This window comes from Streptomyces sp. NPDC047706 (assembly GCF_043204795.1).
Lineage (GTDB): Bacteria > Actinomycetota > Actinomycetes > Streptomycetales > Streptomycetaceae > Streptomyces.
This window is the reverse complement of sequence record NZ_JBIDCW010000021.1, coordinates 89911-113467: the sequence shown is the minus strand read 5'-3', so window position 1 is coordinate 113467 and position 23557 is coordinate 89911. Positions and strand designations below refer to the sequence as shown.

At 72.2% G+C, this 23557-nt stretch carries 20 protein-coding genes and 1 pseudogene; 8 read left to right on the top strand and 13 right to left on the bottom strand.

Annotation, left to right across the window (positions count from 1 at the left end; genetic code table 11):
- Positions 1-23: 23 nt before the first annotated feature.
- Positions 24-767, top strand: coding sequence for an SRPBCC domain-containing protein (locus ACGF8A_RS24285; RefSeq protein ID WP_393111496.1), 744 nt, complete (start codon positions 24-26; stop codon positions 765-767).
- A gap of 15 nt (positions 768-782) precedes the next feature.
- On the opposite strand, the gene ACGF8A_RS24280 is transcribed toward ACGF8A_RS24285, so the two are convergent.
- A complete protein-coding gene (locus tag ACGF8A_RS24280) occupies positions 783-2609 on the bottom strand; it encodes an endonuclease/exonuclease/phosphatase family protein (RefSeq protein WP_393111494.1) in 1827 nt (608 codons plus the stop codon).
- Between the two features lie 321 nt (positions 2610-2930).
- Here ACGF8A_RS24280 and ACGF8A_RS24275 point away from each other — a divergent pair, with 321 nt between their 5' ends.
- The 3 genes and pseudogenes from ACGF8A_RS24275 to ACGF8A_RS24265 all read left to right on the top strand — a co-directional run.
- Positions 2931-4361: a hypothetical protein gene (locus ACGF8A_RS24275; protein ID WP_393111492.1), complete on the top strand. Its 1431-nt coding sequence runs from the start codon at positions 2931-2933 to the stop codon at positions 4359-4361.
- 208 nt (positions 4362-4569) lie between these two features.
- Complete coding sequence (locus tag ACGF8A_RS24270) at positions 4570-6015, top strand: alkaline phosphatase PhoX (protein ID WP_393111490.1); 1446 nt, start codon at positions 4570-4572, stop codon at positions 6013-6015.
- Positions 6016-6111: 96 nt separating this feature from the next.
- Positions 6112-6681 (top strand): annotated as a pseudogene (locus ACGF8A_RS24265) (TROVE domain-containing protein); the annotation flags it as partial.
- Between the two features lie 88 nt (positions 6682-6769).
- On the opposite strand, the gene ACGF8A_RS24260 reads toward ACGF8A_RS24265, so the two are convergent.
- From ACGF8A_RS24260 to ACGF8A_RS24225, 8 genes are all read right to left on the bottom strand, one after another.
- Positions 6770-7993 carry a TerD family protein gene (locus ACGF8A_RS24260; protein WP_393111576.1) on the bottom strand — a complete coding sequence of 408 codons (1224 nt, stop codon included), beginning with the start codon at positions 7991-7993 and terminating at the stop codon, positions 6770-6772.
- A 64-nt stretch (positions 7994-8057) separates the two neighbouring features.
- Positions 8058-8279 carry a hypothetical protein gene (locus tag ACGF8A_RS24255; protein WP_393111488.1) on the bottom strand — a complete coding sequence of 74 codons (222 nt, stop codon included), beginning with the start codon at positions 8277-8279 and terminating at the stop codon, positions 8058-8060.
- Positions 8280-8345: 66 nt separating this feature from the next.
- A complete protein-coding gene (locus ACGF8A_RS24250) occupies positions 8346-9335 on the bottom strand; it encodes a zinc-dependent alcohol dehydrogenase family protein (protein ID WP_393111486.1) in 990 nt (329 codons plus the stop codon).
- Entirely contained in the window at positions 9332-10183 is an 852-nt protein-coding gene (locus ACGF8A_RS24245) for a carbohydrate ABC transporter permease (protein ID WP_393111484.1), read from the bottom strand. The genes ACGF8A_RS24250 and ACGF8A_RS24245 overlap by 4 nt, the downstream gene beginning before the upstream one ends.
- Positions 10180-11121, bottom strand: a complete 942-nt coding sequence (locus tag ACGF8A_RS24240) for a carbohydrate ABC transporter permease (protein ID WP_393111483.1) — start codon at positions 11119-11121, stop codon at positions 10180-10182. Before ACGF8A_RS24240 ends, ACGF8A_RS24245 begins: the two co-directional genes overlap by 4 nt.
- The gene (locus ACGF8A_RS24235; RefSeq protein ID WP_393111481.1) at positions 11118-12488 is read right to left on the bottom strand and encodes an ABC transporter substrate-binding protein; all 1371 of its coding nucleotides are present in this window, start codon (positions 12486-12488) and stop codon (positions 11118-11120) included. Before ACGF8A_RS24235 ends, ACGF8A_RS24240 begins: the two co-directional genes overlap by 4 nt.
- Before the next feature lie 78 nt (positions 12489-12566).
- A complete protein-coding gene (locus ACGF8A_RS24230) occupies positions 12567-13334 on the bottom strand; it encodes a DeoR/GlpR family DNA-binding transcription regulator (protein WP_393111478.1) in 768 nt (255 codons plus the stop codon).
- Positions 13335-13635: 301 nt separating this feature from the next.
- Positions 13636-14445: an NAD-dependent epimerase/dehydratase family protein gene (locus ACGF8A_RS24225; RefSeq protein ID WP_393111476.1), complete on the bottom strand. Its 810-nt coding sequence runs from the start codon at positions 14443-14445 to the stop codon at positions 13636-13638.
- Between the two features lie 261 nt (positions 14446-14706).
- On the opposite strand from ACGF8A_RS24225, the gene ACGF8A_RS24220 reads away from it, so the two are divergent.
- Both ACGF8A_RS24220 and ACGF8A_RS24215 read left to right on the top strand, forming a co-directional pair.
- Complete coding sequence (locus tag ACGF8A_RS24220; protein WP_393111474.1) at positions 14707-15648, top strand: 5-dehydro-4-deoxyglucarate dehydratase; 942 nt, start codon at positions 14707-14709, stop codon at positions 15646-15648.
- Positions 15645-16811, top strand: a complete 1167-nt coding sequence (locus ACGF8A_RS24215; protein ID WP_393111472.1) for a hypothetical protein — start codon at positions 15645-15647, stop codon at positions 16809-16811. Before ACGF8A_RS24220 ends, ACGF8A_RS24215 begins: the two co-directional genes overlap by 4 nt.
- On the opposite strand, the gene ACGF8A_RS24210 is transcribed toward ACGF8A_RS24215, so the two are convergent.
- Positions 16748-17983 (bottom strand): MFS transporter, encoded by a 1236-nt coding sequence (locus tag ACGF8A_RS24210; RefSeq protein ID WP_393111470.1) that lies wholly within the window; start codon positions 17981-17983, stop codon positions 16748-16750. The genes ACGF8A_RS24215 and ACGF8A_RS24210 overlap by 64 nt on opposite strands.
- A 130-nt stretch (positions 17984-18113) precedes the next feature.
- On the opposite strand from ACGF8A_RS24210, the gene ACGF8A_RS24205 reads away from it, so the two are divergent.
- Positions 18114-18710, top strand: coding sequence for a TIGR03086 family metal-binding protein (locus ACGF8A_RS24205; RefSeq protein ID WP_393111468.1), 597 nt, complete (start codon positions 18114-18116; stop codon positions 18708-18710).
- 132 nt (positions 18711-18842) lie between these two features.
- Here the strand turns inward: ACGF8A_RS24205 and ACGF8A_RS24200 are convergent, their stop codons facing one another.
- Both ACGF8A_RS24200 and ACGF8A_RS24195 read right to left on the bottom strand, forming a co-directional pair.
- Positions 18843-20294 carry a penicillin-binding transpeptidase domain-containing protein gene (locus ACGF8A_RS24200; protein WP_393111466.1) on the bottom strand — a complete coding sequence of 484 codons (1452 nt, stop codon included), beginning with the start codon at positions 20292-20294 and terminating at the stop codon, positions 18843-18845.
- Positions 20295-20499: 205 nt separating this feature from the next.
- Positions 20500-21273, bottom strand: coding sequence for an IclR family transcriptional regulator (locus ACGF8A_RS24195; RefSeq protein ID WP_393111464.1), 774 nt, complete (start codon positions 21271-21273; stop codon positions 20500-20502).
- A gap of 147 nt (positions 21274-21420) precedes the next feature.
- Between ACGF8A_RS24195 and ACGF8A_RS24190 the strand changes: the two genes are divergently transcribed.
- Positions 21421-22950 (top strand): aldehyde dehydrogenase (NADP(+)), encoded by a 1530-nt coding sequence (locus tag ACGF8A_RS24190; RefSeq protein WP_393111462.1) that lies wholly within the window; start codon positions 21421-21423, stop codon positions 22948-22950.
- A 17-nt stretch (positions 22951-22967) separates the two neighbouring features.
- Here the strand turns inward: ACGF8A_RS24190 and ACGF8A_RS24185 are convergent, their stop codons facing one another.
- On the bottom strand, positions 22968-23348 hold the full coding sequence (locus ACGF8A_RS24185; RefSeq protein ID WP_393111460.1) for a LuxR C-terminal-related transcriptional regulator: 381 nt from the start codon (positions 23346-23348) through the stop codon (positions 22968-22970).
- Between the last annotated feature and the right edge of the window lie 209 nt (positions 23349-23557).

Sequence of the window (23557 nt, the reverse complement as noted above, 5' to 3'; positions counted from 1 at the left end):
ACCGCCGCCACCCAGGAGACACCATGTCCAAGGAATTCGAGATCGCCCGGGAGTTCGAGGTCGACGCCACACCCGAGCAGGTGTGGGAGGCCCTCACCGCCGGTACCGGTGGCTGGCTGTGGCCGATGGAGGCGCCCGAGCCGCGCGAGGGCGGCAAGGGCCCCTTCGGGTCCGAGGTCGTCGTCTGGGACCCGCCGCACCGGTACGCCAACCGTGTCGAGGACGTCGAGGGGATCTCCGAGCAGACCCTCAACCAGCTCGACTACACCGTCGAGCCGCGCGACGGCGGCCGGCGGGCGTGGGTGCGGTACGTGCACAGCGGGATCTTCGTCGACGACTGGGACAACCAGTACGACGGCGCGAGCAAGCACACCGAGTTCTACCTGCACACCCTGCGCGAGTACCTCACGGCGTTCGGCGGCCGGCCGGTCACCGCCTTCGCCACCTTCGACGGACCCGAGGCGTCCGGCGCCCCCGACGCCCTTGCCGCGGTCGGTCGGGCGCTCGGGCTGGCGGACGACGCCACCGTGGGCGGGCGGGTCCAGGTGCGCGGGCCCGAGGGCCAACTCCTCGATGCCGTCCTCGACTTCCGCAACCCGTACTTCATCGGTCTGCGCACCGACGACGCGATGCTCCGCTTCTTCGGGCGCAACCACTGGGGGCACGTCCTCGGCATGTCCGTGCACGACTTCGCCCCGGGCGCCGACGCCAAGGCGGACGAGGCCGCCTGGCAGGGCTGGCTGGACGGGGCCTTCAGCCAGCCCTGACGAGGGCGCGACCGGTTACGGGCGGAACCGCAGCACCTGCGGGTCGTGGTCGCTGATCTGGTCGTGGAACTCGGCGTTGATGTGCACGCTGTCGTACGTGAAGTCGCAGCTGCGCCGGATCGACGGGCTGACCAGGATCTGGTCCAGGGTCTGGCTGTTGCCCTGGTAGACGTACGAGTAACGCTCGCTCCGGGGCAGCGACTTGATCGCCGACCACAGCTCGCCGTCGCCTTCGAGGATCTCCACCGTGTCGGAGAACTCGAAGTCGTTGATGTCGCCGAGCGCGACGACGTCCGCGTTCTTCTGGATGTCCAGGAGCTGCTTCACGAAGGCGTTCACGGCGGTGGCCTGGAGGTGGCGCTGGGTCTCCGAGCCACGGGCCGGCGGCTGGTACTGCGAGTGCAGTGCCTGGTCGCCGCCCTTGGAGTTGAAGTGGTTGGCGATCACGAAGACCGTCTCGCCGCGGAACACGAACTCGCCGGCCAGCGGCTTGCGGCTGTTCGCCCAGGCCGCGCCGGACGGGTCGATCCGGCCGGGGGAGACCGTCAGTGCCGCCTTGCCGCGCACCTTCTTCACGCCCACCGCGGTCGTCGCGTCGCCGCCCGCGCGGTCCGTGAAGGACACCCGCTCGGGGTTGAACAGGAACGCCTGGCGGATGTTGCCGCCCGGCTGCCCGCCGTCGGCGTTGTCCACCGGGTCGACCGAGCGCCACTCGTACGCCGGGCCGCCCGCGGCGACGATCGCGTCGATCAGCTTGGCCATCGTCAGGTCGGCGGCGACCGTGCCGTCGTTCGTCGCGCCGTTGTTGTCCTGGATCTCCTCCAGGGACACGATGTCGGGCGACTGCAGGTTGTTCACGATCGCGGCGGCGTGCGCGTCGAACGTGGCGTCGGACGGGTCCAGGTTCTCGACGTTGTACGTCGCCACCGCCAGCTCGCCGCGCCGCTGCTTGCGGGTCGTCTCACGCTCCAGGCCGCCCTGCTTCAGGGTGCCGAGCTCGCTCGCGACGAGGGTGTAGCCGCCGAACTGGTTGTAGTCCAGTGGGCCGGTCGTGGTGCCGGCGAGCACGTCGCCGACGTTCGCGTCCGGGAAGTCGGCGACCGCGCCGAGGGACTGTATCTGGAGCCGGCCGGTGTTCTGCGCGGTGTACGCGCCGTAGACCGCGCCGCCGTGCCGGCTGGCGTTCTCGCGCGGCTTCACCGTCACCCACAGCTCGGTGTACGGGTCGGTGGCCCCGACGACACGCGTGTCGGCGACCTGGACGTTCATGCCCTCCAGGGACTCGTAGTAGTCCAGGGCGTACATCCTCGGCCGCAGCGGCAGGCCGTTGACGGAGCCCCCGGCCGCCGGGTCACCGGCCGGGGTGTAGGCGTTCGGCACGGACCGTGCGTCGATCACCGTGGCGGCCGGGACCGGGTTGCCGCTGGAGAGGACGGTGACCGTCGGCCGGACGATCTCGGTGAGCGCCTGGTTGCCGGAGGACGTGCCGCCGGGAACGTACTCGGAGACGGTGCCCGAGACGCTCACCGAGTCGCCGACGGCGACCTTCGGGGTGGAGCTGGTGAAGACGAAGACGCCCTCGCTGGTGGCGGGGTCGGCGTCCGCGGCCGGGTCCTGGATCCAGAAACCGCGCGACGAGCCGTAGCCGCGGACGCCGGTGACGATTCCGGTCACGTCCGTGACCTGCCGGCCGGCGTACGGGGACATCCGCGTGGTGCCCTGGATGTCATGGATGCGCACCGCCTCCGCGTGCGCGGGCGAGGCGATGACGACGGTGGACGCCGCGGAACAGACGGCGGCGACGGTGAGCGCGGCGAGGCGCGCGGAAGACTTGCTCGGCAAAGGGATCCCTCCGGGGACGTACGTGGGCGCCAGGACGAGAGTGGAGCGTTGCAAACGGTGGCGACTCGCGTGGAAACCGTGATCGGCGGGACAGTATCGGTGAACACTTGTCCCCCCAGTTTCTACGCGCGTCAATTTCCAGTGTGGTCACGGCACTTGTCAAGGTTCTGGCCATGTACGGCACCCGGCGGGGAGATGAACCGGGCGGCATGTGCTCAAATCCGTCTAGGCTGAGTGGCTGAGTCGTACGACGGCTTTTCGGCGGTCCTACGACGTGCAGACGGCCGAACGGCCTTCGAGGCGCCCTAGGAGATCCTCCCGATGTCAGACAGCTCCTTCCTGCCGCCGGTGCGGCTGTCCTCCGAAGCGGAGCTGGCGCGTGACGCGCTGGCCACGCCGGTGCTGTCCCGGGCCGTCCGGCTCGCCCGCTGGGCCGGGCCCGCCACGCGCGTGGACGCCGGGGGCGGACTGGTCGACGAGCAGCTGCCGGCCGCGGCCGGGGAGCTCGGGCTGGGCGGCGACGACGCGGCGGCGCTGGCGAGCGAGGCCTGGCGGGTGGCCGTGGACGCCGGCCTGGTCGAGATCCTCGACGAGGAGGCGGGCACCGTCACGGCGGGTGAGGAGCTGGCGCCGCTGACCGGCGGCTCCCCGCACGACGTCCTCGCCGTCTGGCTGGGTGCCCTGGAGACGGTGCTCTCCGACGCGAGCGTGCCCGACCTCGACGACCTGATCGCCGCGATGGACGAGGGCGGCGAGGCCGGCACCTCCGCGCTGGACTGGGACCCCGAGTCGGGATCCGTGTTCCTCGACGGCGTGCTCGGCAACCTCTACCTGCTCACCGTCAGCGAGGACGGCCCCGGCGCCGCGGCCGTGCCGCTGCCCGCGCTGGCCGCCTCGGTGATCGTGCCGGGCGACATGGCCGAGCCCACCAACGACGTGCTCGAGCAGGTGTCCGACGCGATGATGCGGCTGGACGACCAGTTCCGGACGCTGGAGACGGTGGGGCTCGTGGAGTACCAGCCGGTCGACGAGGCGCTGATGGCGGAGGCCGACGACGCCGAGGAGCCGGCCGCCGTGGACGACACCGACATCTCCCGCTACGGCATGGTCCGGCTCACCCCGCTCGGCCTGTACGGCCTGCGGGCGCGGCTGCTGGAGGCCGGGATCGAGGCGCCGGCCGTGGGTGAACTGGCCGACAAGGGCGCCGACGCGCTGCTCGACGGCACGGCCACCTTCGGGCCGCGCGCCGCGCAGGCCGAGACCGAGCAGTGGCTGGCCCGCCGCGAATCCCTCGCCGCCGCACGGGAGTTGCTCGCCGCGGCCCGGGGGGCGGACCCCGGCGCCCCGCTGCGCCGGCTCCGCTGCCAGCAGGCCCTGTCCCTCGTCGGCATCGAGGCCGAACCCGCGCTGCGGGAGGTGCTGGACGACCCCGAGCTGGGCGGTCTCGCCCGGGTCTGGCTGACCGAGCACGGCTGCGCGGAGGTTCCCGCCCCGTCCGAGGCGATGGTCTTCTGGCTCACCGTGGACACCCTGGCCGCGCAGCTCGCCGCCGAGGGCAACTCCGAGGAACTGCACGCCCTGGTCGAGGGCCTCGCCGAGCAGCACAGCGGCTTCTTCGCGGCGGCCTGGCGCGTCGACCATCCGGCCACCGCCGACGTCCTGGAGGCGATGGGGCGCATCCACCCGGACAAGAGGATCGCCAAGGAGGCCAGGAAGGCGGCCTTCAAGGCCCGCTCCCAGCAGGGAGGCTGACGCCTGTCCCGACGGACGGGAGTGCTCGTCCGGAGCGGTTCCGGCCCGGCCGAGTGGCCGGCCGGTGACGGGTCGTCACGGATTCACGCAAGCGCATCCAGCGGTGTCGCCCGGTGTTCAAGCGGCGTTCACGGCCGGACGACACCGTTGCGCCGACCCGAGGTCCGCCCCACCCCTCCACGGCACTCCCCTCGTCACAGGAGACAGCATGTCGCTCACTCGCAGGGACTTCGCCAGGACCACCGCGATCGCCGGCACCGGCGTCGCACTGGCGGGCAGCGTCGGCGCCCTCTCCAGCGCGCCGGGTGCCCTCGCGTCCGCCGAGACGGAGACCACGGGCGAGGAGTCCGCCGCCCGGCACGGCGGGGTCGGATACGGCCCGCTCCTCCCCGACCCGGACGGCATCCTCGCCCTGCCCGCCGGCTTCTCGTACCGGATCCTCACCTACGCGGGCCGGACCAAGCTGGAGTCGGGCGAGTTCACGCCCGCCGACCACGACGGCACCGCCGCCTTCGCGGGCCCCCGCGGCACCACCCTCCTGGTCAACAACCACGAGATGGACGGCCCACGCTCCGACTACGACCACCCCGTCCCGCTCACCGAGGGCCTGGTCTACGACCCCGCCGCCCCCGGCGGCTGCACGGTCGTCGAGGTGCGCCACGACGGCCGCGTCGCCGAGTGGGTCGGCATCGCCGGCACCGCCAACAACTGCGCCGGCGGCTCCACCCCCTGGGGCACCTGGCTGACCTGCGAGGAGAACTCCGACCGGGCCGGCGAGAACGGCATGACCAAGGACCACGGCTACGTCTTCGAGGTCGATCCCCGCGACCGGCGCGCCAACCGCGACCCCAAGCCGCTGAAGTTCTTCGGCCGGTACGACCACGAGGCCGTCGTCATCGACCCCAGGCGGGGCCACGCCTACCTCACCGAGGACGCCGACGAGCCCAACGGCCTGTTCTACCGCTGGACCCCGCCGAAGGGCTTCGAGTACGGCCCCCGCAGGTTCCGCGCCCTCGCCGACGACGCCGGTGTCCTCCAGGCCCCCCGGTGCTTCAACTCCGGCGGCCACTTCGTCGACGACCTCTCCCGCGCCACCAGGGTCGGCACCGTCTACGGCGTCGACTGGATCGACGTCCCGGACCGCGACGCGAGGACGGTCTCCGTGCGCGAGCAGTTCGGCGAGGGCGAGGTCACCCGCGCCCGCAAGCTCGAGGGCATGTGGTGGGGCGACGGGGGCGCGTACATCGTCTCCTCGTACGCCCGTGAGGAGAGCCCCGTCCAGCACGACGGCCAGGTCTGGTTCTACGACCCCAAGCGCCGCACCCTCACCCTGAAGGTGCTGCTCGGTGTCGACCCGGACCCGTCCAAGGACGGTGCCTTCGACGGCCCCGACAACATCACCGTCTCCCCTTACGGAGGCCTGATCATCGCCGAGGACGGCGAGGGGATCCAGCACCTGTTCGGCGCCACCGACAGCGGCCGTACCTACCCCGTCGCCCGCAACGACCTGAACATCGGCACCGAGGAGGAGCCCGAGTTCAGCGAGTTCACCGGGGTCACCTTCTCGCCCGACGGAAAGACGCTGTACGCCAACATCCAGGAACCGGGCATCATGCTGGCCATCAACGGCCCCTGGAAGCGCCAGCGGCGGTAGTCAATTTCGCTCGCCAGGCGCCCGCCGCGCCTCCTGCAGTGAGATCACGACGTCACGCACCTCCCGGTGCGAAGGCGGCGGCTACCTCTTCCCATGAATTCCCCGCTGGAGCAGGCACTCGGGCACTCGCTGGCCAATGTGCCGGCGGTGCCCGGCCGGACGCTGGTCCTCGTCGACCGCTCGGGTTCGCTGTTCTGCTCGCGGCTGTCCGACCGGTCGGAGCTCAACCGGGCCGACGCGGCGGCGATCTTCGGCACGGCTCTCGCGCTGCGGGCCGCGCAGGCGGACCTCGTCGAGTTCGGGACGATGAGCAACCGGGTGCCGTTCCGCGAGGGGGAGTCGGTGCTCAAGGTGCTGGAGCGCTTCGGCGACCTGGGCGGCACCGACACCACCGAGGCGGTGCGCCGGCACTACCTCGCGCACGACCGGGTGCTGATCGTCACCGACGAGCAGTACGCCCGCAGCCGCCACGGCGGCCCCACCGAGCAGGTCCCGGCGAACATGCCGGTCTACACCTGGAACCTCGCCGGGTACCGGGCGGGCCACGGCCCGTCCGGCACGGGGAACCGGCATGTGTTCGCGGGGCTTTCCGACGCGGCGTTCCGGATGGTGCCGCTGCTGGAGGCGGCGCGGGACGCCGACTGGCCGTGGATCGCGGCGGGTTGACGCCACCGCGGTACGGGTGGGCGGCGGGCGCTCCCGGTGGGGGCGCCCGCCGCCGTCGTTCCGGCGCCGGCGCGGGTGCCGCCGCTCGTTACAGGGCCTGGGCAGCCGGCTTGACCATGTTGCGGACCGTGCGGGCCTTGACGAAGTCGCCCATGGCGGTCATCTCCCACTCGCCGGAGAACTGGCGGATCAGCTTGGCCATCAGCACGCCCGTCTGTGCCTCCGCGTTGGTGAGGTCGAAGCGGACGAGCTCCTCGCCGCTGGCGGCGTCGATCAGCCGGCAGTAGGCCTTGGCGACCTCGGTGAACTTCTGGCCGGAGAAGGAGTTGACCGTGAAGACCAGGCCGGTGACCTCCTGCGGGAGCCGGCCGAGGTCGACCACGATCACCTCGTCGTCGCCGCCGCCCTCCCCGGTGAGGTTGTCGCCGGAGTGCTTGATCGCGCCGCCCACGATCTGCAGCTTGCCGAAGTAGCAGCTGTCGATGTGGTTGCGCTGCGGGCCGTACGCGATGACCGAGGCGTCGAGGTCGATGTCCCGGCCGCGGTAGGCGGGCTCCCAGCCGAGGCCCATCTTGACCTGGGAGAGCAGCGGGCGGCCGCCCTTGACCAGGGAGACCGTCTGGTTCTTCTGGAGGCTGACCCGGCCCTTGTCGAGGTTGATCTTCCCGGCGCCGGGGGCTGCCGGGGCCGGCGGGGTGGCCGGGGGCGCGGTGGGCGCCGGCGGTGCGGCGATGCGGGGGTCCATGACGGGGGCGGGCGGGGCCACCGGCGGCTGCATGGCGGCCGGGGGCGGGGCGGCCGGCTGGGCGGGGGCGGCCGGCTCCTCCACCGACACGCCGAAGTCCGTGGCGATGCCGGCCAGGCCGTTGGCGTAGCCCTGGCCCACGGCGCGGGCCTTCCACGCGCCGTTGCGCAGGTAGATCTCGACGACCACCAGTGCCGTCTCGGCGCCGAGCTGCGGGGGCGTGAACGTGGCCAGGACGCTGTTGTCGTCCGCGTTGCGGATCGTGGCCGTCGGTTCGACGCCCTGGAAGGTCTGGCCCGCCGCGTCCGGGCTCGCGGTGACGACGATCTTCTCGATGCCCGGGGGGAGGGCGGTGGTGTCGACCGTGATGGCGTCGGGGGCCGTGCCGCCGCCGGAGCGGTAGGTCACGCCCGGGCCGCTGGGCTGGTTGTAGAAGATGAAGTCGTCGTCGGAGCGCACCTTGCCGTCGGCGGTGAGCAGCAGGCCCGATACGTCGAGCCGCACCGGGGCGGCGACGTCCACCGTCACGCGGGCGGTGGAAAGAGGGATGTTCGAGCCGGGGGTCATAGCGGTCATGACCCGAGAACGACCGGGGCCGCTTTACCGTTCCCTTACCGTGCGGCCGATCGGGTCAGCGGCGGTTACGGGGGTGCAGGCGGGCGGTGCGTTCGTTGCCACGGCGGTAGTTTCCCGTCCAGCGGGCCATGACGAGCTGCGGGTCGCCGGCGTCGATCTCGGCGAGGAACCGGTCGGCGCGCGGGCCGCGCAGGGCGGCGGCGGCGCGGCCGTGGTGGGTGACCACGACCGTGCCCTCCGGGTGGACGTCGTAGCGGAAACCGTGTGGCTGGGGCATGTGCGGCAGGGTAGGGCCGGGAGGGCCTTGGGGCCCACCGGTTTTCGCGCCGCCCGGCACGTGCCGCTACGGCACCACCACGATCTTCCTGCCCACCCCCGACGCGAACTGCTCCAGCGCCTGCGGGTAGCTGCTCAGCGGCAGGCGGTCGCTGATGAAGACGTCGGGGTCCAGGACGCCGTTGGCGAACAGCTCGGCCGCGCGTTCGAAGCTGTGCAGGACGGCCATGGAGCCGGTGATGGTGATCTCCTGGTTGTAGATCCGGTACGGGTCGATCGTCACCCGCGTCGCGTGGTGCGCCACGCCGAACTGGAGGAACGTGCCCGCCTTGGCCACGCGGTCCAGGCCGTCCTGGATCGCCGCGGCGTTCCCGGTGGCGTCCACCACCACGTCCCAGCCCTGCGGCCGGTCCAGCTCGTCGGCGGTCACCGCCGACGCCGACACGCCCAGCTGCCGGGCGGTCTCCAGCCGGGCCGGGTTCACGTCGACCACGTCCACGCTCGCCGCGCCCGTGCGCTTGGCCAGCTCCAGCATCATCAGGCCCATCGTGCCCGAACCGTAGATCAGGACATGGGCGCCGAGGCGGGACCGCAGGACGTCGTAGCCGCGGACCGCGCACGACAGCGGCTCGACCAGCGCCGCGTCCTGGGTGCGGATGTGCTCGGGCAGCTTCGCACAGTTGGCGACGGGGGCGACCGCGTACTGGGCGGCGCCGCCCGCGGTGGTCACGCCGATCGCGGCCCACCGTTCGCACAGGTTGTTGTGGCCGGCGCGGCAGTAGCGGCACTCGTAGCAGTACAGGGAGGGGTCGACGGCCACCTGGTCGCCGGGTGCCACCTCGGTGACCCGGGTGCCTACGGCCACCACCTCACCCGCGAACTCGTGGCCGGGCACGATCGGCAGCTCGGGCGCGAACTCGCCCTGGAGGATGTGCAGGTCGGTGCCGCACAGGCCGCAGGCGGCGACCTGCACGACGACCTCGCGCGGGCCCGGGGCCGGGTCCGGGACCTCGGCGACGACGGCCCTGCCCACGGACTCGATGACGGCGGCCTTCATTTCACGGCTCCCAGCGACAGGCCCTGGACCAGCTTGTCCTGGGCGGCGAACCCCGCGGCGAGTACCGGCAGGGAGATGACGAGCGACGCGGCGCACACCTTGGCCAGGAACAGGCCCTGGCTGGTGATGAAGCCGGTCAGGAAGACGGGGGCGGTCTCGGCCACCACCCCTGTGAGGACCCGTGCGAACAGCAGCTCGTTCCAGCTGAAGATGAAGCAGATCAGGGCGGTGGCGGCGATTCCGGGCAGCGCCATCGGGGCGATCACCCGGGCCAGCACCGTCGGCAGGCGGGCACCGTCCACACGGGCCGCCTCGATCACCGCCACCGGGACCTCGGCCAGGAACGACTGCATCATCCACACCGCGATCGGCAGGTTCATGGAGGTGTAGAGCACGACCAGCAGCCAGATGTTGTCGAGCAGACCGGCGTTCCTGGCGAACAGGTAGATCGGCAGCAGGCCCGCCACCACCGGCAGCATCTTCGTGGAGAGGAAGAAGAACAGCACGTCCGTCCACCTGCGCACCCGGCGGATCGACAGCGCGTACGCGGCGGGCAGTGCCAGCAGCAGGACCAGCAGCGTCGACGTCAGCGACGCCACCGTCGAGTTGATCAGGGACGGCCAGGGGCCGGCCCCGCCACCGGCGCCGAAGAACTCGCGGTAGCCGTCGAGGGTGAGTGGGGCGCCGAAGGACGGCGGGTTGGTCGCCGCGTCCTGCTCGGAGTGGAAGGACGTCAGGGCCATCCACGCGATGGGCAGGAAGAAGACGACGCCGGCCAGCCAGGCCACCAGGCTCAGGCCGGTGCCCTTACGGGGGATACGACGGACGCGTACGGCGGTGCCGCTCATCCGCGCTTCACCTCCTCGCGGAACAGGGACGACACCACGCGCAGGGCGAAGGTCGCGATGATGATCGAGCCGATGACCACCAGGACGCCGGCGGCCGAGGCGAGGCCGTTCTCATGGGCCTGGTAGAAGCTCTGGTAGACGGTGTAGGGGAGGTTCGCGGTGCCCAGGCCGCCGGACGTGATGGTGAAGACCGCGTCGAAGTTCTGCACGATGTAGATCGAGCCGAGCAGGGCGCCGAGTTCGAGATAGCGGCGCAGATGCGGGAACGTGAGGTGGCGGAAGATCTGCCAGTCGCTCGCCCCGTCCACCCGCGCGGCCTCGATCTGCTGCGGGTCGCGGCTCTGCAGGCCGGCCAGGACGATCAGCATCATGAACGGGGTCCACTGCCAGACGAGGGACGCCTCGACCGCGAGCAGCGGGGTGTCGGAGATCCAGTCCGGCTGTGGGCCGCCCACATAGTGCAACAGCCCGTTGAGCAAGCCGTATTCAGGGTTGTACAGCACATGCTTCCACAGCAGCGCCGCCGCGACGGGGACGACCAGGAAGGGCGCGATCAGCAGGGTGCGCACCACGCCCCGGCCCTTGAACCTTCGGTCCAGCAGCAGCGCCAGCAGCAGGCCGAGGAGCAGACTGACCAGGACGACGGTCACGGTCAGCAGGATCGTCGTCCACACCGAGTCGCGCAGGGCGGCGTCGGTCAGGACGTGGCGGTAGTTGTCGGCACCCGTGAAGCGGCGGGCGTCGGGGTAGAGGGCGTTCCAGTCGAAGAAGGAGATCACCAGCGTGGCCACGAACGGCAGCTGGGTCACGACGATCATGAAGATCAGGGCGGGCAGGAGCGGCGCCCGGGTGGCCCAGGCGCGCAGGCGGCCCGACGGCTCGCGATTCCTCGTGGGTGCGGACGGTGCGGCCACGGGGGCCGTGGTGGTGGCGGTCATCGTCCCTCGTACTCCTCGGAGATGCGCTCGGCGAGCTGCTGGGACTTCTTCAGTGCCGCGTCGACGGACTGGCGTCCGGCGATGGCCGCGCTGATCTCCAGGGAGACCTTGGTGCCGAGGTCGGTGAACTCGGGGATGCCGACGAACTGGATGCCGGGCGCGGGCCGCGGCTGCACGCCCGGGTCGTCCGGCCGGGTGCCCTCGATGGCCTCCTTCGTCATCTCCTGGAAGGCGGCGGCCTCGGCGCGGTAGTCGGGATTCGTGTACGTCGACGCCCGCTTGCCCGCCGGGATGTTCGACCAGCCGATCTCGTCGCCGACCAGCTGCTCGTACTCCTTGCTGGACGCCCAGGAGACGAACTGCCAGGCCTTGTCGGTGTTGCGGGACGCCTGCTGGATGCCCCAGGCCCAGGTGTAGAGCCAGCCGGAGGACTCGGTCCGCTCGACCGGCGCCGGGGCGTAGCCGACCTTGCCCTTGACGGGGGAGCCGGTGGCCTCCAGGGAACCGGCCGCGGAGGTGGCGTCGTACCACATGGCGACCTTGCCCTGGGTCATGTTGTTGAGGCACTCGGCGAAGCCGGACTGGGCCGCGCCGGACTGGCCGTGCCGGCGGACCAGGCCGACGTAGAACTTCGTCGCCTTCTCCCACTCGGGGGAGTCGAGCCGGGCCTTCCAGTCCTCGTCGAACCAGGTGCCGCCGAAGGTGTTCACCACGGTCGTCAGCGGTGCCATGACCTCGCCCCAGCCGGGCAGGCCGCGCAGGCAGATGCCCTTCATGCCGGACCCGGCGCCGTCGACCTTCGCGGCCAGGTCCGCGATCTGGGTCCACGTGGGGTGCGCGGGCATCGTCAGGCCCTGCTGCTCGAACACGTCCTTGCGGTACATGAGGAAGGACGACTCGCCGTAGAAGGGCTGACCGTAGAGTTTGCCGTCGTCGCCGGTCAGGGACTGGCGCATCGGCTTCAGGACGTCCTGCTCGTCGTACGCGGGGTCCTCGGCGACGTAGGAGTCCATCTCCTTCAGCCAGCCGGTGCGGGCGTAGATCGGTATCTCGTAGTTGGAGAGGGTGGCGACGTCGTACTGGCCCGCCTGGTTGGCGAAGTCCTGGCTGATCTTGTCGCGGACGTCGTTCTCCGGCAGCACGGTGAAGTTCACCTTGATGCCGGTGTCCTTGGTGAAGTGGGCGGCGGTGAGCTTCTGGAGCTCGACCATCTGGGGGTTGTTGACCATCAGGACGTTGATCGAGTCGCCGCCGGATCCTGCCCCGCCCGCTCCGGCCCAGCAGCCGGAGATCAGCGGGCAGAGCAGCGTCCCTGCGGCGGCCGCGGCGAGCGTGGCCCGCGGCCTCCGTCGGCTCTGGGTTCGCATGCATCGCTCCTGAACATATGGGGAGATAAGGGGTGTTGAAGGGCGTGCGGCGCCCTGTGGAGGGGGTGCGCCGGAATCTCAGACGCGGATGACCTGGGGGCCGAGCAGCGAGTAGCGGTGTGCCTCGGCGGTGGGCAGCAGGGTGCTGGTGACGATCGTCTCCAGCGCGCCGACCTCGGCGAACCGGCAGAAGCTGACCGCGCCGAACTTGGTGTGCACACCCGCGAAGACCGTGCGCCGCGCGGCCCGCACCGCCTGCGCCTTGACCTCGCTCACCGCGGGGTCGGGAGTGGTCAGGCCGTGCTCCCGGGAGATGCCGTTGGCGCCGATGTAGGCGAGGTCGACGACGAAGCCGGCGAGCATCTTCGTCGTCCAGTGGTCGACGGCGGCCAGTGTGCCCGGGCGGACCCGGCCGCCGAGCAGCAGCACCGAGAAGCCCTCCACCTCGGCGAGCGCGCCCGCCACCGGCAGGGACGCCGTGACCACGGTCAGCGGCCGGTCCTTGGGGAGCGCCTCGGCGATGAGCTGCGGGGTGAAGCCCTCGTCGACGAAGACCGTCTCGGCGTCCCCGAGCAGCTCGGCCGCGGCGGCCGCGATCCGGCGCTTCTCGGGGACGTGGCTGGTGGCGCGGAAGGCGAGGGTGGTCTCGAATCCGGCGCTCTCCACGGGGTAGGCACCGCCGTGGGTGCGGCGGACCAGCCCGTGGTCCTCCAGGGCGCGCAGATCCCGCCGTACGGTCTCCTTGGCCACGCCGAGCTGGGTGGCGAGCGCCGTGACGTCGACGGAGCCGGCCGCCCGCGCGGCGCGCACGATCTCGCGCTGCCGTTCCTCCGCGGTTCGGTTCATCCCTGTCACCCGCCTTCTCGCCCCGTTGCCCGTTCGGGCCCATGGGGGAAGTTCTACAGCGGGTGCGAGGTGCTGACCAGGTCTGTCAGGGGAGTGATGGTGCCCGGGTGTGCCCGTTCGGTCTTGGGGGCGGCCGGTTGCGGGGCGCGGGGGCGTGTGTCGTCCGCGGGTGCGTTGTGGCTGGTCGCGTAGTTCCCCGCGCCCCTGGGGTGCTGCCGGACCGCATCGTGAGCTGTGCCCGCATGGGGGAGCGGGCGGGCCCGTTTCCTGCCCGCCCGCCCCTGCCGGGGTCGGGATCTCGTCAGTACGGCCAGATCGGCGGGTCCGTCACGAAGTGGCCGCCCAGGTACGCGTGCGCCTCGTTGCCGGCCTCCAGCTCGCCCTCTTCGGCGATCAGCTTCTCGGCGTACGGCTCGGAGTCGTCCTGCGGTGCGTAGCCGAGCGCCCGCGCGGTGGACAGGTCCCACCACAGGCGGGTGTTGGCGGAGGAGCCGTAGACGACCGTGTGGCCGACGTCCTCGGCGGTCAGGGCGGCGTGGAAGAGGCGGGCGCCGTCGGCGGGGCTCATCCACAGCGAGAGCATCCGCACGCCGGTCGGCTCCGGGAAGCAGGAGCCGATGCGGACGGAGACGGTCTCCACGCCGTACTTGTCCCAGTAGAACTGCGCGAGGTCCTCGCCGAAGGACTTGGACAGGCCGTAGAAGGTGTCGGGGCGGCGCGGGGTGCCGACTTCGATCAGCGGGTCGCCGGCCTGGGGGCGCGGGGTGTAGCCCACCGCGTGGTTGGAGGAGGCGAAGACCACCCGCGCAACCCCCTCCTCGCGGGCGGCCTCGTACAGGTTGTAGGTGCCCTCGATGTTGGCCTTGAGGATCTTCTCGAAGGAGGCTTCCAGGGAGATGCCCGCGAGGTGGATGATCGCGTCGACGCCCCGCACGGCCTCGCGCAGGGCCGCCCGGTCGGCCAGGTCCGCGGTGATCGCGTCCGGCGCGTCCTCGACGGGGCGCTGATCGAACAGGCGCAGCGTGTACCCGTGGGCCGGGAGCAGGCCCCGCATCAGGGTGCCGAGGCCGCCGGCGGCGCCGGTGAGCAGAACGATGCGGGGAGCGGGCATCCTCGGGTCTCCTTGCGGGGTCTCATGAACGAGCGGCAAGAGCGCGTGGCGGGGCCAACCGGCCGTATGCCTGCACGATATTCACATGCATGGACACGCCACGCTAGGGAGCGCGGCCGCACCCGTCAAGGCGCCTGCGGAGGCACGGAATCCGCTGGTGCATCGGGGGTTGACCTGCTTGACCCCTCCTGGGTGACCACCATAGCGTGAGCATGTTCAGGGATGTGGACGTGAAACATGAATATGGACCTTGGAGAACCCGTGACGCCAGCTCCGCTCGCCGCCCGCCTCAGCGTTCCCAGCGGGCCGCTGTTCTTCCCGGTCACCGCCTTCGGACCGGACGGCTCCCCGCACCTCGACGCCTACCGGGCCCACGTCCGCCAGGGAGTCGAGGCCGGGGCCGCCGCCGTCTTCGCCTGCTGCGGCACCGGGGAGTTCCACGCGCTCACGCCGGAGGAGTTCGAGACCTGCGTACGGGCGGCCGTGGAGGAGACGGCGGGGCGCGTACCGGTGGTCGCGGGCGCCGGATACGGCACCGCGCTCGCCGTACGCTACGCCCGGCTCGCCGAACGGGCCGGAGCGGACGGGCTGCTCGCCATGCCTCCGTACCTCGTCGTCGCCGGGCAGCAGGGCCTGCTGCGGCACTACCGGGAGGTCGCCTCGGCCACCGCGCTGCCGGTCGTCGTCTACCAGCGCGACAACGCCGTCTTCACCCCGGGGACCGTCGCCGAACTCGCCCGCACGGACGGGATCATCGGACTGAAGGACGGACTCGGGGACCTGGACCTGATGCAGCGGATCGTGAGCGCCGTACGCACCGAGGTCCCCGGCGGCTTCCTGTACTTCAACGGACTGCCGACCGCCGAGCTGACCCAGCTCGCCTACCGCGCCGTGGGCGTCCCGCTCTACTCCTCGGCCGTCTTCTGCTTCGCCCCGGAGATCGCCCTCGCCTTCCACGCGGCCCTCGGATCCGGTGACGACCACACCGCCCACCGCCTGCTGGACGGCTTCTACCGGCCCTTCGTCGAACTGCGCGCCCAGGGCCACGGCTACGCCGTCTCCCTCGTCAAGGCGGGCGTGCGGCTGCGCGGGCTGGACGTGGGCGAAGTGCGGCCCCCGCTGCACGAACCGGGCGAGGACCACGTCAAGCAGCTCGCCCAGCTGATCGACCGGGGCCACGCGCTGCTGGCGGAGGGCCCGTGAAGGCGTCGGCGTTCGTCTACCCCTGGGACGTCAACGGGGACCCGCGGGCCCCGGAACGGATCGCCGCACTCGGCGTGGACCAGGTGACGCTCGCCGCCGCCTACCACTCCACGCGCGCCCTCACGCCCCGCCACCCCCGCCACCGCGTCGTCACCGCCGGGCACGCCGCCGTGCTCTACCCACCCGGCGACGCCCGCTGGAAGGGCCGCCCCCTGCGCCCCTACCCGGCCGGCGGCTGGGCGCCCGGCGACGCGTACGGCGAGGCGGCGGCCGCCCTCGCGGACGCCGGCCTCCAGGCGCACACCTGGGTGGTCCTCGCACACAACTCACGTCTGGGCGACGAACATCCGGACACCTCCGTCGTCAACGCCTACGGCGACCGCTACCCCTGGGCACCCTGTGTCGCGCAGCCCGCCACGCGCGCGTACCTCGTCGAGCTGGCCGCCGAGGCCGCCGTACGGCCGGGCGCGCGAGGCACCGAGCTGGAGTCCCTCGGCTGGTACGGCCTCGCCCATCTGCACACCCACGACAAGACCGCGGGCGTCGCCCTCGGGGACGCCGCCCAGTACCTGATGTCGCTGTGCTTCTGCCCCGCCTGCCGGGCGGGCTACGCCGCACAGGGCCCCGACCCGGTCCAGCTGGCCGGCGCCGTACGGACCGCGCTGGAGCCGGTGTGGCGGGGCGCGCCCTGCGACGGAGGCTGGGCGGGCGTCGAGAGGCTGCTCGGCGAGACCCTGGCCACCGCCACGCGCGCGTGGCGCGACGACACGGCACGCGGCCTCCAGGAGGCGGTGGTCGCGGCGGTCCGCGCCGCCGCGCCCGACGGCTTCCAGATCCTGCTGCACGCGGACCCCGTGTCGTACCACTGCGGTGCCAACGCGGGCGTGGACCCGGGCCACATCCTGTCCGTCGCGGACGGCGTGGTCGTGCCGTGCACGGCAGGGGCGGGCCTGCTGACCCCGTTCGCCGAGCGGGCCCCCGAGGGTGCCGTGCTCGCCGCCAACTTCACCGTGGTCTCCGGGATGGGCGGGCGCCCCGGCACCCTGGCCGAGGACGCCGCACGCGCGCGTACGCTCGGGGCCACGGAACTGCGTCTCTATCACGCCGGGTTGGCGTCCGACGGCGACCTGGCGGCGGTACGGCAGGCGCTCAACGGCAGCTGAAGCGGAGTCAGGAGCAGCGCCAGCCCGAGCAGGACCAGCAGCGGCCGGTGGGGGAGCAACTCCACCAGGACCGCCCCCGCCGCGAGCCCCAGCACGTTGGGGGCGAACAACAGGGTGCTCGCCGAGGCCGCCGTACGGCCCAGCAGGGCGCCCGGGGTCTGTTGCTGCACGGCGGTCAGGGCGGCGATCAGCACACAGGGCAGCCCGGCGCCGATCGCCACGCTGCCCGCCCATGCCGCCGGCTCGTGCGGCACCGCCCGCAGCGCGACCGCGACGCCGGTGAGCGCGATCCCGGCCGCCGCGAACCGGCGCTCACCGAGACGGCGCAGGGCGGGGCCGGAGGCAAGGCCGGCCGCGACCGACCCGAGCCCTTGGAGGGCGGCGAGGACACCGGCGTACGCCGGGGGGCGCCCCAGCCCCTCCACGACGGCGTACAGCAGGGCGCCGTTGAGGCCGGCGAGGAGCATGGCCGTGCCGCCGGCGAGAACGAGCGGCCGCAGGCGCGGGTGCGCCCACAGCTGCCGGACACCCTCGGACATGGGCGCGCGCCGGCCCTTGGCGGGCGGGCTCTCCCGGACCCGCAGGGCCGCGTACAGGACCGCCGCCAGCGCGAACGTGGCGGCGTCCAGCAGAGCCACGCCCGCCCCGCCGTACGCCGCGTAGATGCCGGCCCCGGCCAGCGGGGCGATCAGCTTCACGCCCTCGTTGAGGGTCGTCCGCAGACCGTTGAAGCCGCCGAGCCGGGCCGGGTCGAGCGCGGACGCCACGAGTGCCGACTCGGCGGCGTCCTGCACCACACCTGCCGTGCCGTGGACGAACAGGACGGCGAACAGCAGCCACACGTCCGCCGGGGAGTCCACCAGCAGCAGAGTGGGCAGGATCGCCGCCATCAGCAGGCTGGCGGCGATCAGCAGGGGTTTGCGGCGGACACGGTCGGCCAGGGTGCCAAGGACCGGGCCGGCGAGGACGGGTGCCCACAGGGCGAGCAGGCTCAGCGCGGCGAGGCCGTCCGAACCGGTGAGTTCCTTCACCCAGACACCGGAGGCCAGCCACAGTGCCGAGGTGCCGACGCCCGAGACCACCACGCCGCCGAGGCAGAGGGCGGCGTCGCGGTCGGCCGGCGGACGCCGGGGCACGCCGCCGGTGTCGCCGTTGTCATGTGTAGCGGTCATGCCTGGTCATGGTGGGTCCAAGGCCCGGGGGACCGGATCGGGAAGATGCCGTAGAAATCCGGCCCGCGATCGATGACTTCCGGCGCCGTCCTCCGTCTACCTCCCAGGACACCTTCTTGGAGGAGCACCGATGACCGACCTGACCACCCTCGACCTCGGCCCGCAGACCCGGATCGTCGCGCACCTCGCCGCCGGTGTCGTCGACGAGCAGCTCGCGGACCCGACGCCGTGCCCGAAGATGGCGGTGCGCCACCTTTTGGGGCATCTGCTGGGGCTCTCCGTCGCCTTCCGGGACGCGGGCCGCAAGGCCCTCGGCCCGACGACCGACACCAGCCCGGACACGACCGTGCCGGACATCGGCCCGGGCTGGCGTGAGGAGTTGCCCAAGGCCCTCGACGAACTCGCCGACGCCTGGCGCGACCCGGCCGCCTGGACCGGCATGACCCGCGCGGGCGGCGTGGACCTGCCCGGCGACCTCGCGGGTGTGATCGCGGCCGACGAGCTGCTGATCCACGCCTGGGACCTGGCCCGCGCCACCGGCCAGCCCTGCGAACCCGACCCGGCGGCGCTGCGCGCGTCGTACGGCTTCCTGCTCGCGGCGGCCGAGGAGACGGTCCGCGACGGCAGCCTCTTCGGCCCCGTCGTCACCGTCCCCCAGGACGCGCCACTGCTGGACCGGGCGGTCGGCCTGAGCGGCCGGGACCCGCAGTGGCACCGGGGCAGGTGAGGCCGGGCGCCACGGTGCGGCGAGTTCCCGGGGCCGCCCTCGACGGTTCCCGCACTCGCGGCGGACCGATCGCCGCCCCGGCGTCCCTCACCGTCGTCATTCACCGGCAGAGTCCGGTGGCCGCCCCCTCTCCTACCGCAGCACCGCCTCCATGACGGCCTTGGCCACCGGCGCCGCCAGCCCGTTGCCGCTGACCTCCGAGCGCGCCGCGTCGGACTGCTCGACCACCACCGCCACCGCGACCTCCTTGTTTGAGGAGCCGGACTTGGCGTACGAGGTGAACCAGGCGTACGGCGTCTTGCTGTTGTTCTCGCCGTGCTGGGCCGTGCCCGTCTTGCCGCCCACGGTGGCGCCGGAGATCTGCGCGTTCGACCCCGTGCCCTCCGCGACGACCGTCTGCATCGCCGACTGCAACTGCTCGGCGGTGTCGGAGCTCACGATCTCCTTGCTGGAGGCGTTGTCGTCGTAGTCCTCCAGCACGTCGCCGCTGTGGTCGGTGATCTTCGAGACCATGTGCGGCTCGACCAGCTCCCCGCCGTTGGCGATGGCCGCAGACACCATCGCGATCTGGAGCGGCGTCGCGGTCACGTCGAACTGGCCGATGCCGGACAGGGCGGTCTGCGCCTTGTCCATCTCCTTCGGGTACACGCTCTCGTACGCGCGCACCGGAACGTCCTGCTCGCCGTCGTTGAACCCGAACCTCTCCGCCATCTCGCGGACCTTGTCCTGGCCCAGGTCGACGGCCATCTTGCCGAAGACGTTGTTGCAGGAGTACTGGAGCGCCACCCGGATCGAGGCGTTCTCGCAGGGCGCGTTCGGGTTCTCGTTGGTGAGGTTGCTGGAGGACTGCGGCAGGGGGTACGGGTCGGGGCTGTCCGTCCTGTCGTCCACCGACGCGTACAGCCCGTCCTCCAGCGCGGCCGCCGCGACGACCAGCTTGAAGGTGGAGCCGGGCGGCAGCGGCTGGCGCAGCGCCCGGTTGGTCATCGGCTTGTCCTCGTCGTCCTCGGTGAGCTGTGTCCAGACCTCCGGGTTGCCCGCGGTGATCTCCGACGGGTCGTACGACGGGGTCGAGACGACGGCCAGGATCCTCCCGGTCCCCGGGTCGATCGCGACGGCGGCGCCCTTCTTGTCGCCCAGCGCCTCGTAGGCCGCCCGCTGGGCGGCCGGGTCGATCGTCGTGATCACGTCACCCGGGTCGGCACGCTGGTTGGTGACCGTGTCCATCACGGTCTTCAGCCGGGTGTCGGTGCCGTCCAGCAGGTCCTGGTAGATCCCCTCCAGCTGGGTGGCGCCGTACACCTGCGAGCTGTAGCCCGTCACCGCCGCGTACAGGGCGCCGTCCTTGTACGTCCGCTTGTATCTGAGGTCGCCGCTCGTCGTCCGGGCCGAGCCGGTCACCGAGTCGCCGGCCACGACGATGTTGCCGAGCGGCTCGCTGTACAGCTCGATCGCGTTGCGCCGGTTGTCCTTGTCGTCCGCGAGCGCCTGGCCCTTGTAGAACTGCACCCAGGTGGCCCTGACCAGCAGGACCAGCACCAGGAGCAGCGCGAAGACCGACGCGCGCCTGATCGTCTTGTTCATCCCGCCTTACAGACGAGCGGCACCGGCCGGAACGTTCCCTTCCGTCCCGTTTTCTCATCGGCTCCTCAGAAACCCGGCCTCGTGCGCCGCGATCACCGCCTGGGAACGGTCCCGGGCGCCGGACCGGCGCGCAGCGCGTCGTAGACGTAGGAGTTGTTCTCGGCTCCTGCGCGCGGGAGAGCGGGCCGCCTCCCACGGTCCACGGCTACAGCCTCCGCGTGGCGAGCGTCAGCCGGTCGCGGGCGTCGAACAGGGCGTCCTTGACCATCTGTTCGTGCGCGGGGGTGAGCCGGGCCACCGGGATCGAGCAGCTGATGGCGTCGCGGGCGGGGGTGCGGTAGGGGATCGCCACGCCGAAGCAGCGCAGGCCGAGGGTGTTCTCCTCGCGGTCGACGGCGTACCCCTGCTCCCGAACCAGATGCAGCTCCTCGATGAGCTTCTCCCGGTCGGTGATGGTGTTCTCGGTCAGCGCCGGCAGGGTCTCGGGCAGCATCTTGCGCACCTGCTCGTCGGAGAAGGTGCTGAGCAGCGCCTTGCCCAGCGAGGTGGAGTGCGCGGGCAGCCGGCGGCCTACGCGGGTGAACGGGCGCAGGTAGTGCTGGGACTGGCGGGTGGCGAGATAGACGACGTTGGTGCCGTCCAGGCGGGCCAGGTGGATGGTCTCCGTGGTGTCGTCCGAGAGCCGGTCCAGCGTCGGCCGGGCCACCGCGACCACCTCGTCGCCGTCGATGTACGACGTGCCGACGAGCAGCGCCCGCACGCCGATGCCGTACCGCGTGCCGGTCGCGTCCGTCTCCACCCAGCCGAGTTCGACGAGCGTGCGCAGCAGCATGTAGAGGCTCGACTTGGGATAGCCCACCGCCTCCTGCACGGCGGCCAGCGAGTGCATGCCGGGAGATCCCGCGAAGTACTCGAGCAGTTCCACGGTCCGCACCGCGGACTTGACCTGCGCCCCGCCGCCTGTCTCGGCTGCCGACATCGCCCTTGACCCCTTCGTGACGGGAAACCGGAGATATAGTCTCCATCATATTCACGAACAGAGACGGCGTTCAGTATATCGAACAACGCTGGTCGGTGACGTCGTGAGTGACGTACGTATGCGGCAAGACATCTGGAGGGACCCGCGGTGGCAGCAGCACCAGTCTGGAGTGTCGACCCCCGTACCGGGAAGCAGCGTGAACAGGTTGCGGTGGAGGCCACAGCCCAGGAGGTGGACACCACCGTCCGTGCCGCGCACGACGCCCGGGGTGCCCTCGCCGACCGCACCGTCCGCGCCGCTTTCCTCCGCTCCGCCGCCGATCAACTGGAAGCGGCCCGGGACGGCCTCGTGGAGACCGCCGACGCCGAGACCGCGCTCGGCCCCGTCCGGCTGACCGGCGAACTCGCGCGTACCTGTTACCAGTTGCGGGCCTTCGCCGGCATCGTCGAGGAGGGCGCCTTCCTCGACGTCGTCGTCGACCACCCCGACGACACCGCCACCCCGCCCATCCCTGACCTGCGCCGCTACAAGATCCCGCTGGGCGTCGTCGCCGTCTACTCCGCCTCCAACTTCCCCTTCGCCTTCTCCGTCGCAGGCGGCGACACCGCCAGCGCCCTGGCCGCCGGGTGCCCCGTCGTCGTCAAGGCCCACCCCGACCACCCCGCCCTGTCCGAGTTGGTCGCCAAGGTGCTGCGCCGGGCCGCCCGGGAACACGGGGTCCCCGACGGGGTGGTGGGCCTCGTCCACGGCTTCGAGGCGGGAGTGGAGCTGATCGGGCACCCCCTGGTCGCAGCGGCCGGATTCACCGGCTCGGTGCGCGGCGGGCGTGCCCTCTTCGACGCGGCGGCCGCGCGTCCCGTCCCGATCCCCTTCCACGGCGAGCTGGGCTCCCTGAACCCGGTGCTGGTCACCGAGGCGGCGGCCGCGGAACGCGCCGAGCAGATCGGCGCCGGGCTGGCGGGCTCGATGACGCTGGGCGTCGGGCAGTTCTGCGTGAAGCCCGGGCTGGTGCTGGCGCCGTCCGGCGCGGCGGGCGACCAGCTGGTGAAGTCGCTGACGGACGCGGTCAGCAACACCGAGGCCGGCGTACTGCTGGACCGCCGGATGCGGGACAACTTCGTCGCCGGGGTCGCCGAGCGGGCCGCGCTCGACGGCGTCGAGTCGCCCGTGACACCCGGCGCGGGCGGTGAGCACACGGTCAGCGCCGGCTTCCTGACGGTGCCGGCGCGGAAGCTGGCGCACGAGGGCCCGTACGACCTGCTGCTGGAGGAGTGCTTCGGACCGGTCACGGTCGTGGTCCGCTACGAGGACGAGGACGAGGCGACGGCCGTGCTCTCCCGGCTGCCGGGGAACCTGACGGCGACGGTGCACCTGTCGGCGGAGGAGGCCGCGGGGGAGGGGCGCGGGCGTCAGCTGCTGGCGCGGCTGACGACGCTCGCGGGGCGCGTGCTGGTGAACGGGTGGCCGACCGGGGTAGCCGTGGCGCCGGCCCAGCACCACGGCGGCCCCTACCCGGCCACGACCTCGACGTCCACCTCCGTGGGCGGAACGGCGATCGAGCGGTGGCTGCGGCCGGTGGTGTACCAGGGGGCGCCCCAGGCCCTGTTGCCGCCGGAGCTCCGGGACGGCAATCCGCTGGGGCTGCCCCGGCGGTTCAACGGGCGTCTGGAGCGGTGAAGCCGTGGCGGGGGAGGTCATCTCTTCGCGAAGTTGCGGTTGATGTGCGTCTCCACGGTGGCCCGGCTCACCACCAGCCGGTCGCAGATCTCCGCGTAGGAAAGGCCCCGGGCGATGAGGGTGAGCACCTCGGCCTCACGCGGGGTCAGGCCTTCCGGCAGGACGCCCCCACCGCGCCCCCTTCCCGGCGCGGGGTGCCCGGCGGGACCGCCTGCGACCGGACCTGGGCGACGAGGCGTGCCTGGACCACGGGGGCCGAGCCGGCTGCGTCCGCGGTGCACGGCGCGGATCGCCGCCCCGACCTCGTCGTCGGCGTCCTTGGTCAGACGGCCGAGGGCGCCCGCGCGCAGCGCCGGGAAGGCCGAGTCGTCGTCGGCGTAGGTGGCCGGCACCAGCACCGCGCTGTCCGGGCCTTGCGGCGTACGGCGGCCGTGGCCGCGACGCCGTAGAGCACCGGCGTGCCGAGGTCCATGAGCACGACGTCGGGGCGCGGGCTCTCGGCGAGCCGAACCGCCCCGGCGCCGCGGGCACCGTAGCCGGCGCGTGGCCATGCCCAGCATCCACAGGGCGGCGGCGGCCACCGGGCTCTCGCCACGGGTACGCCGTC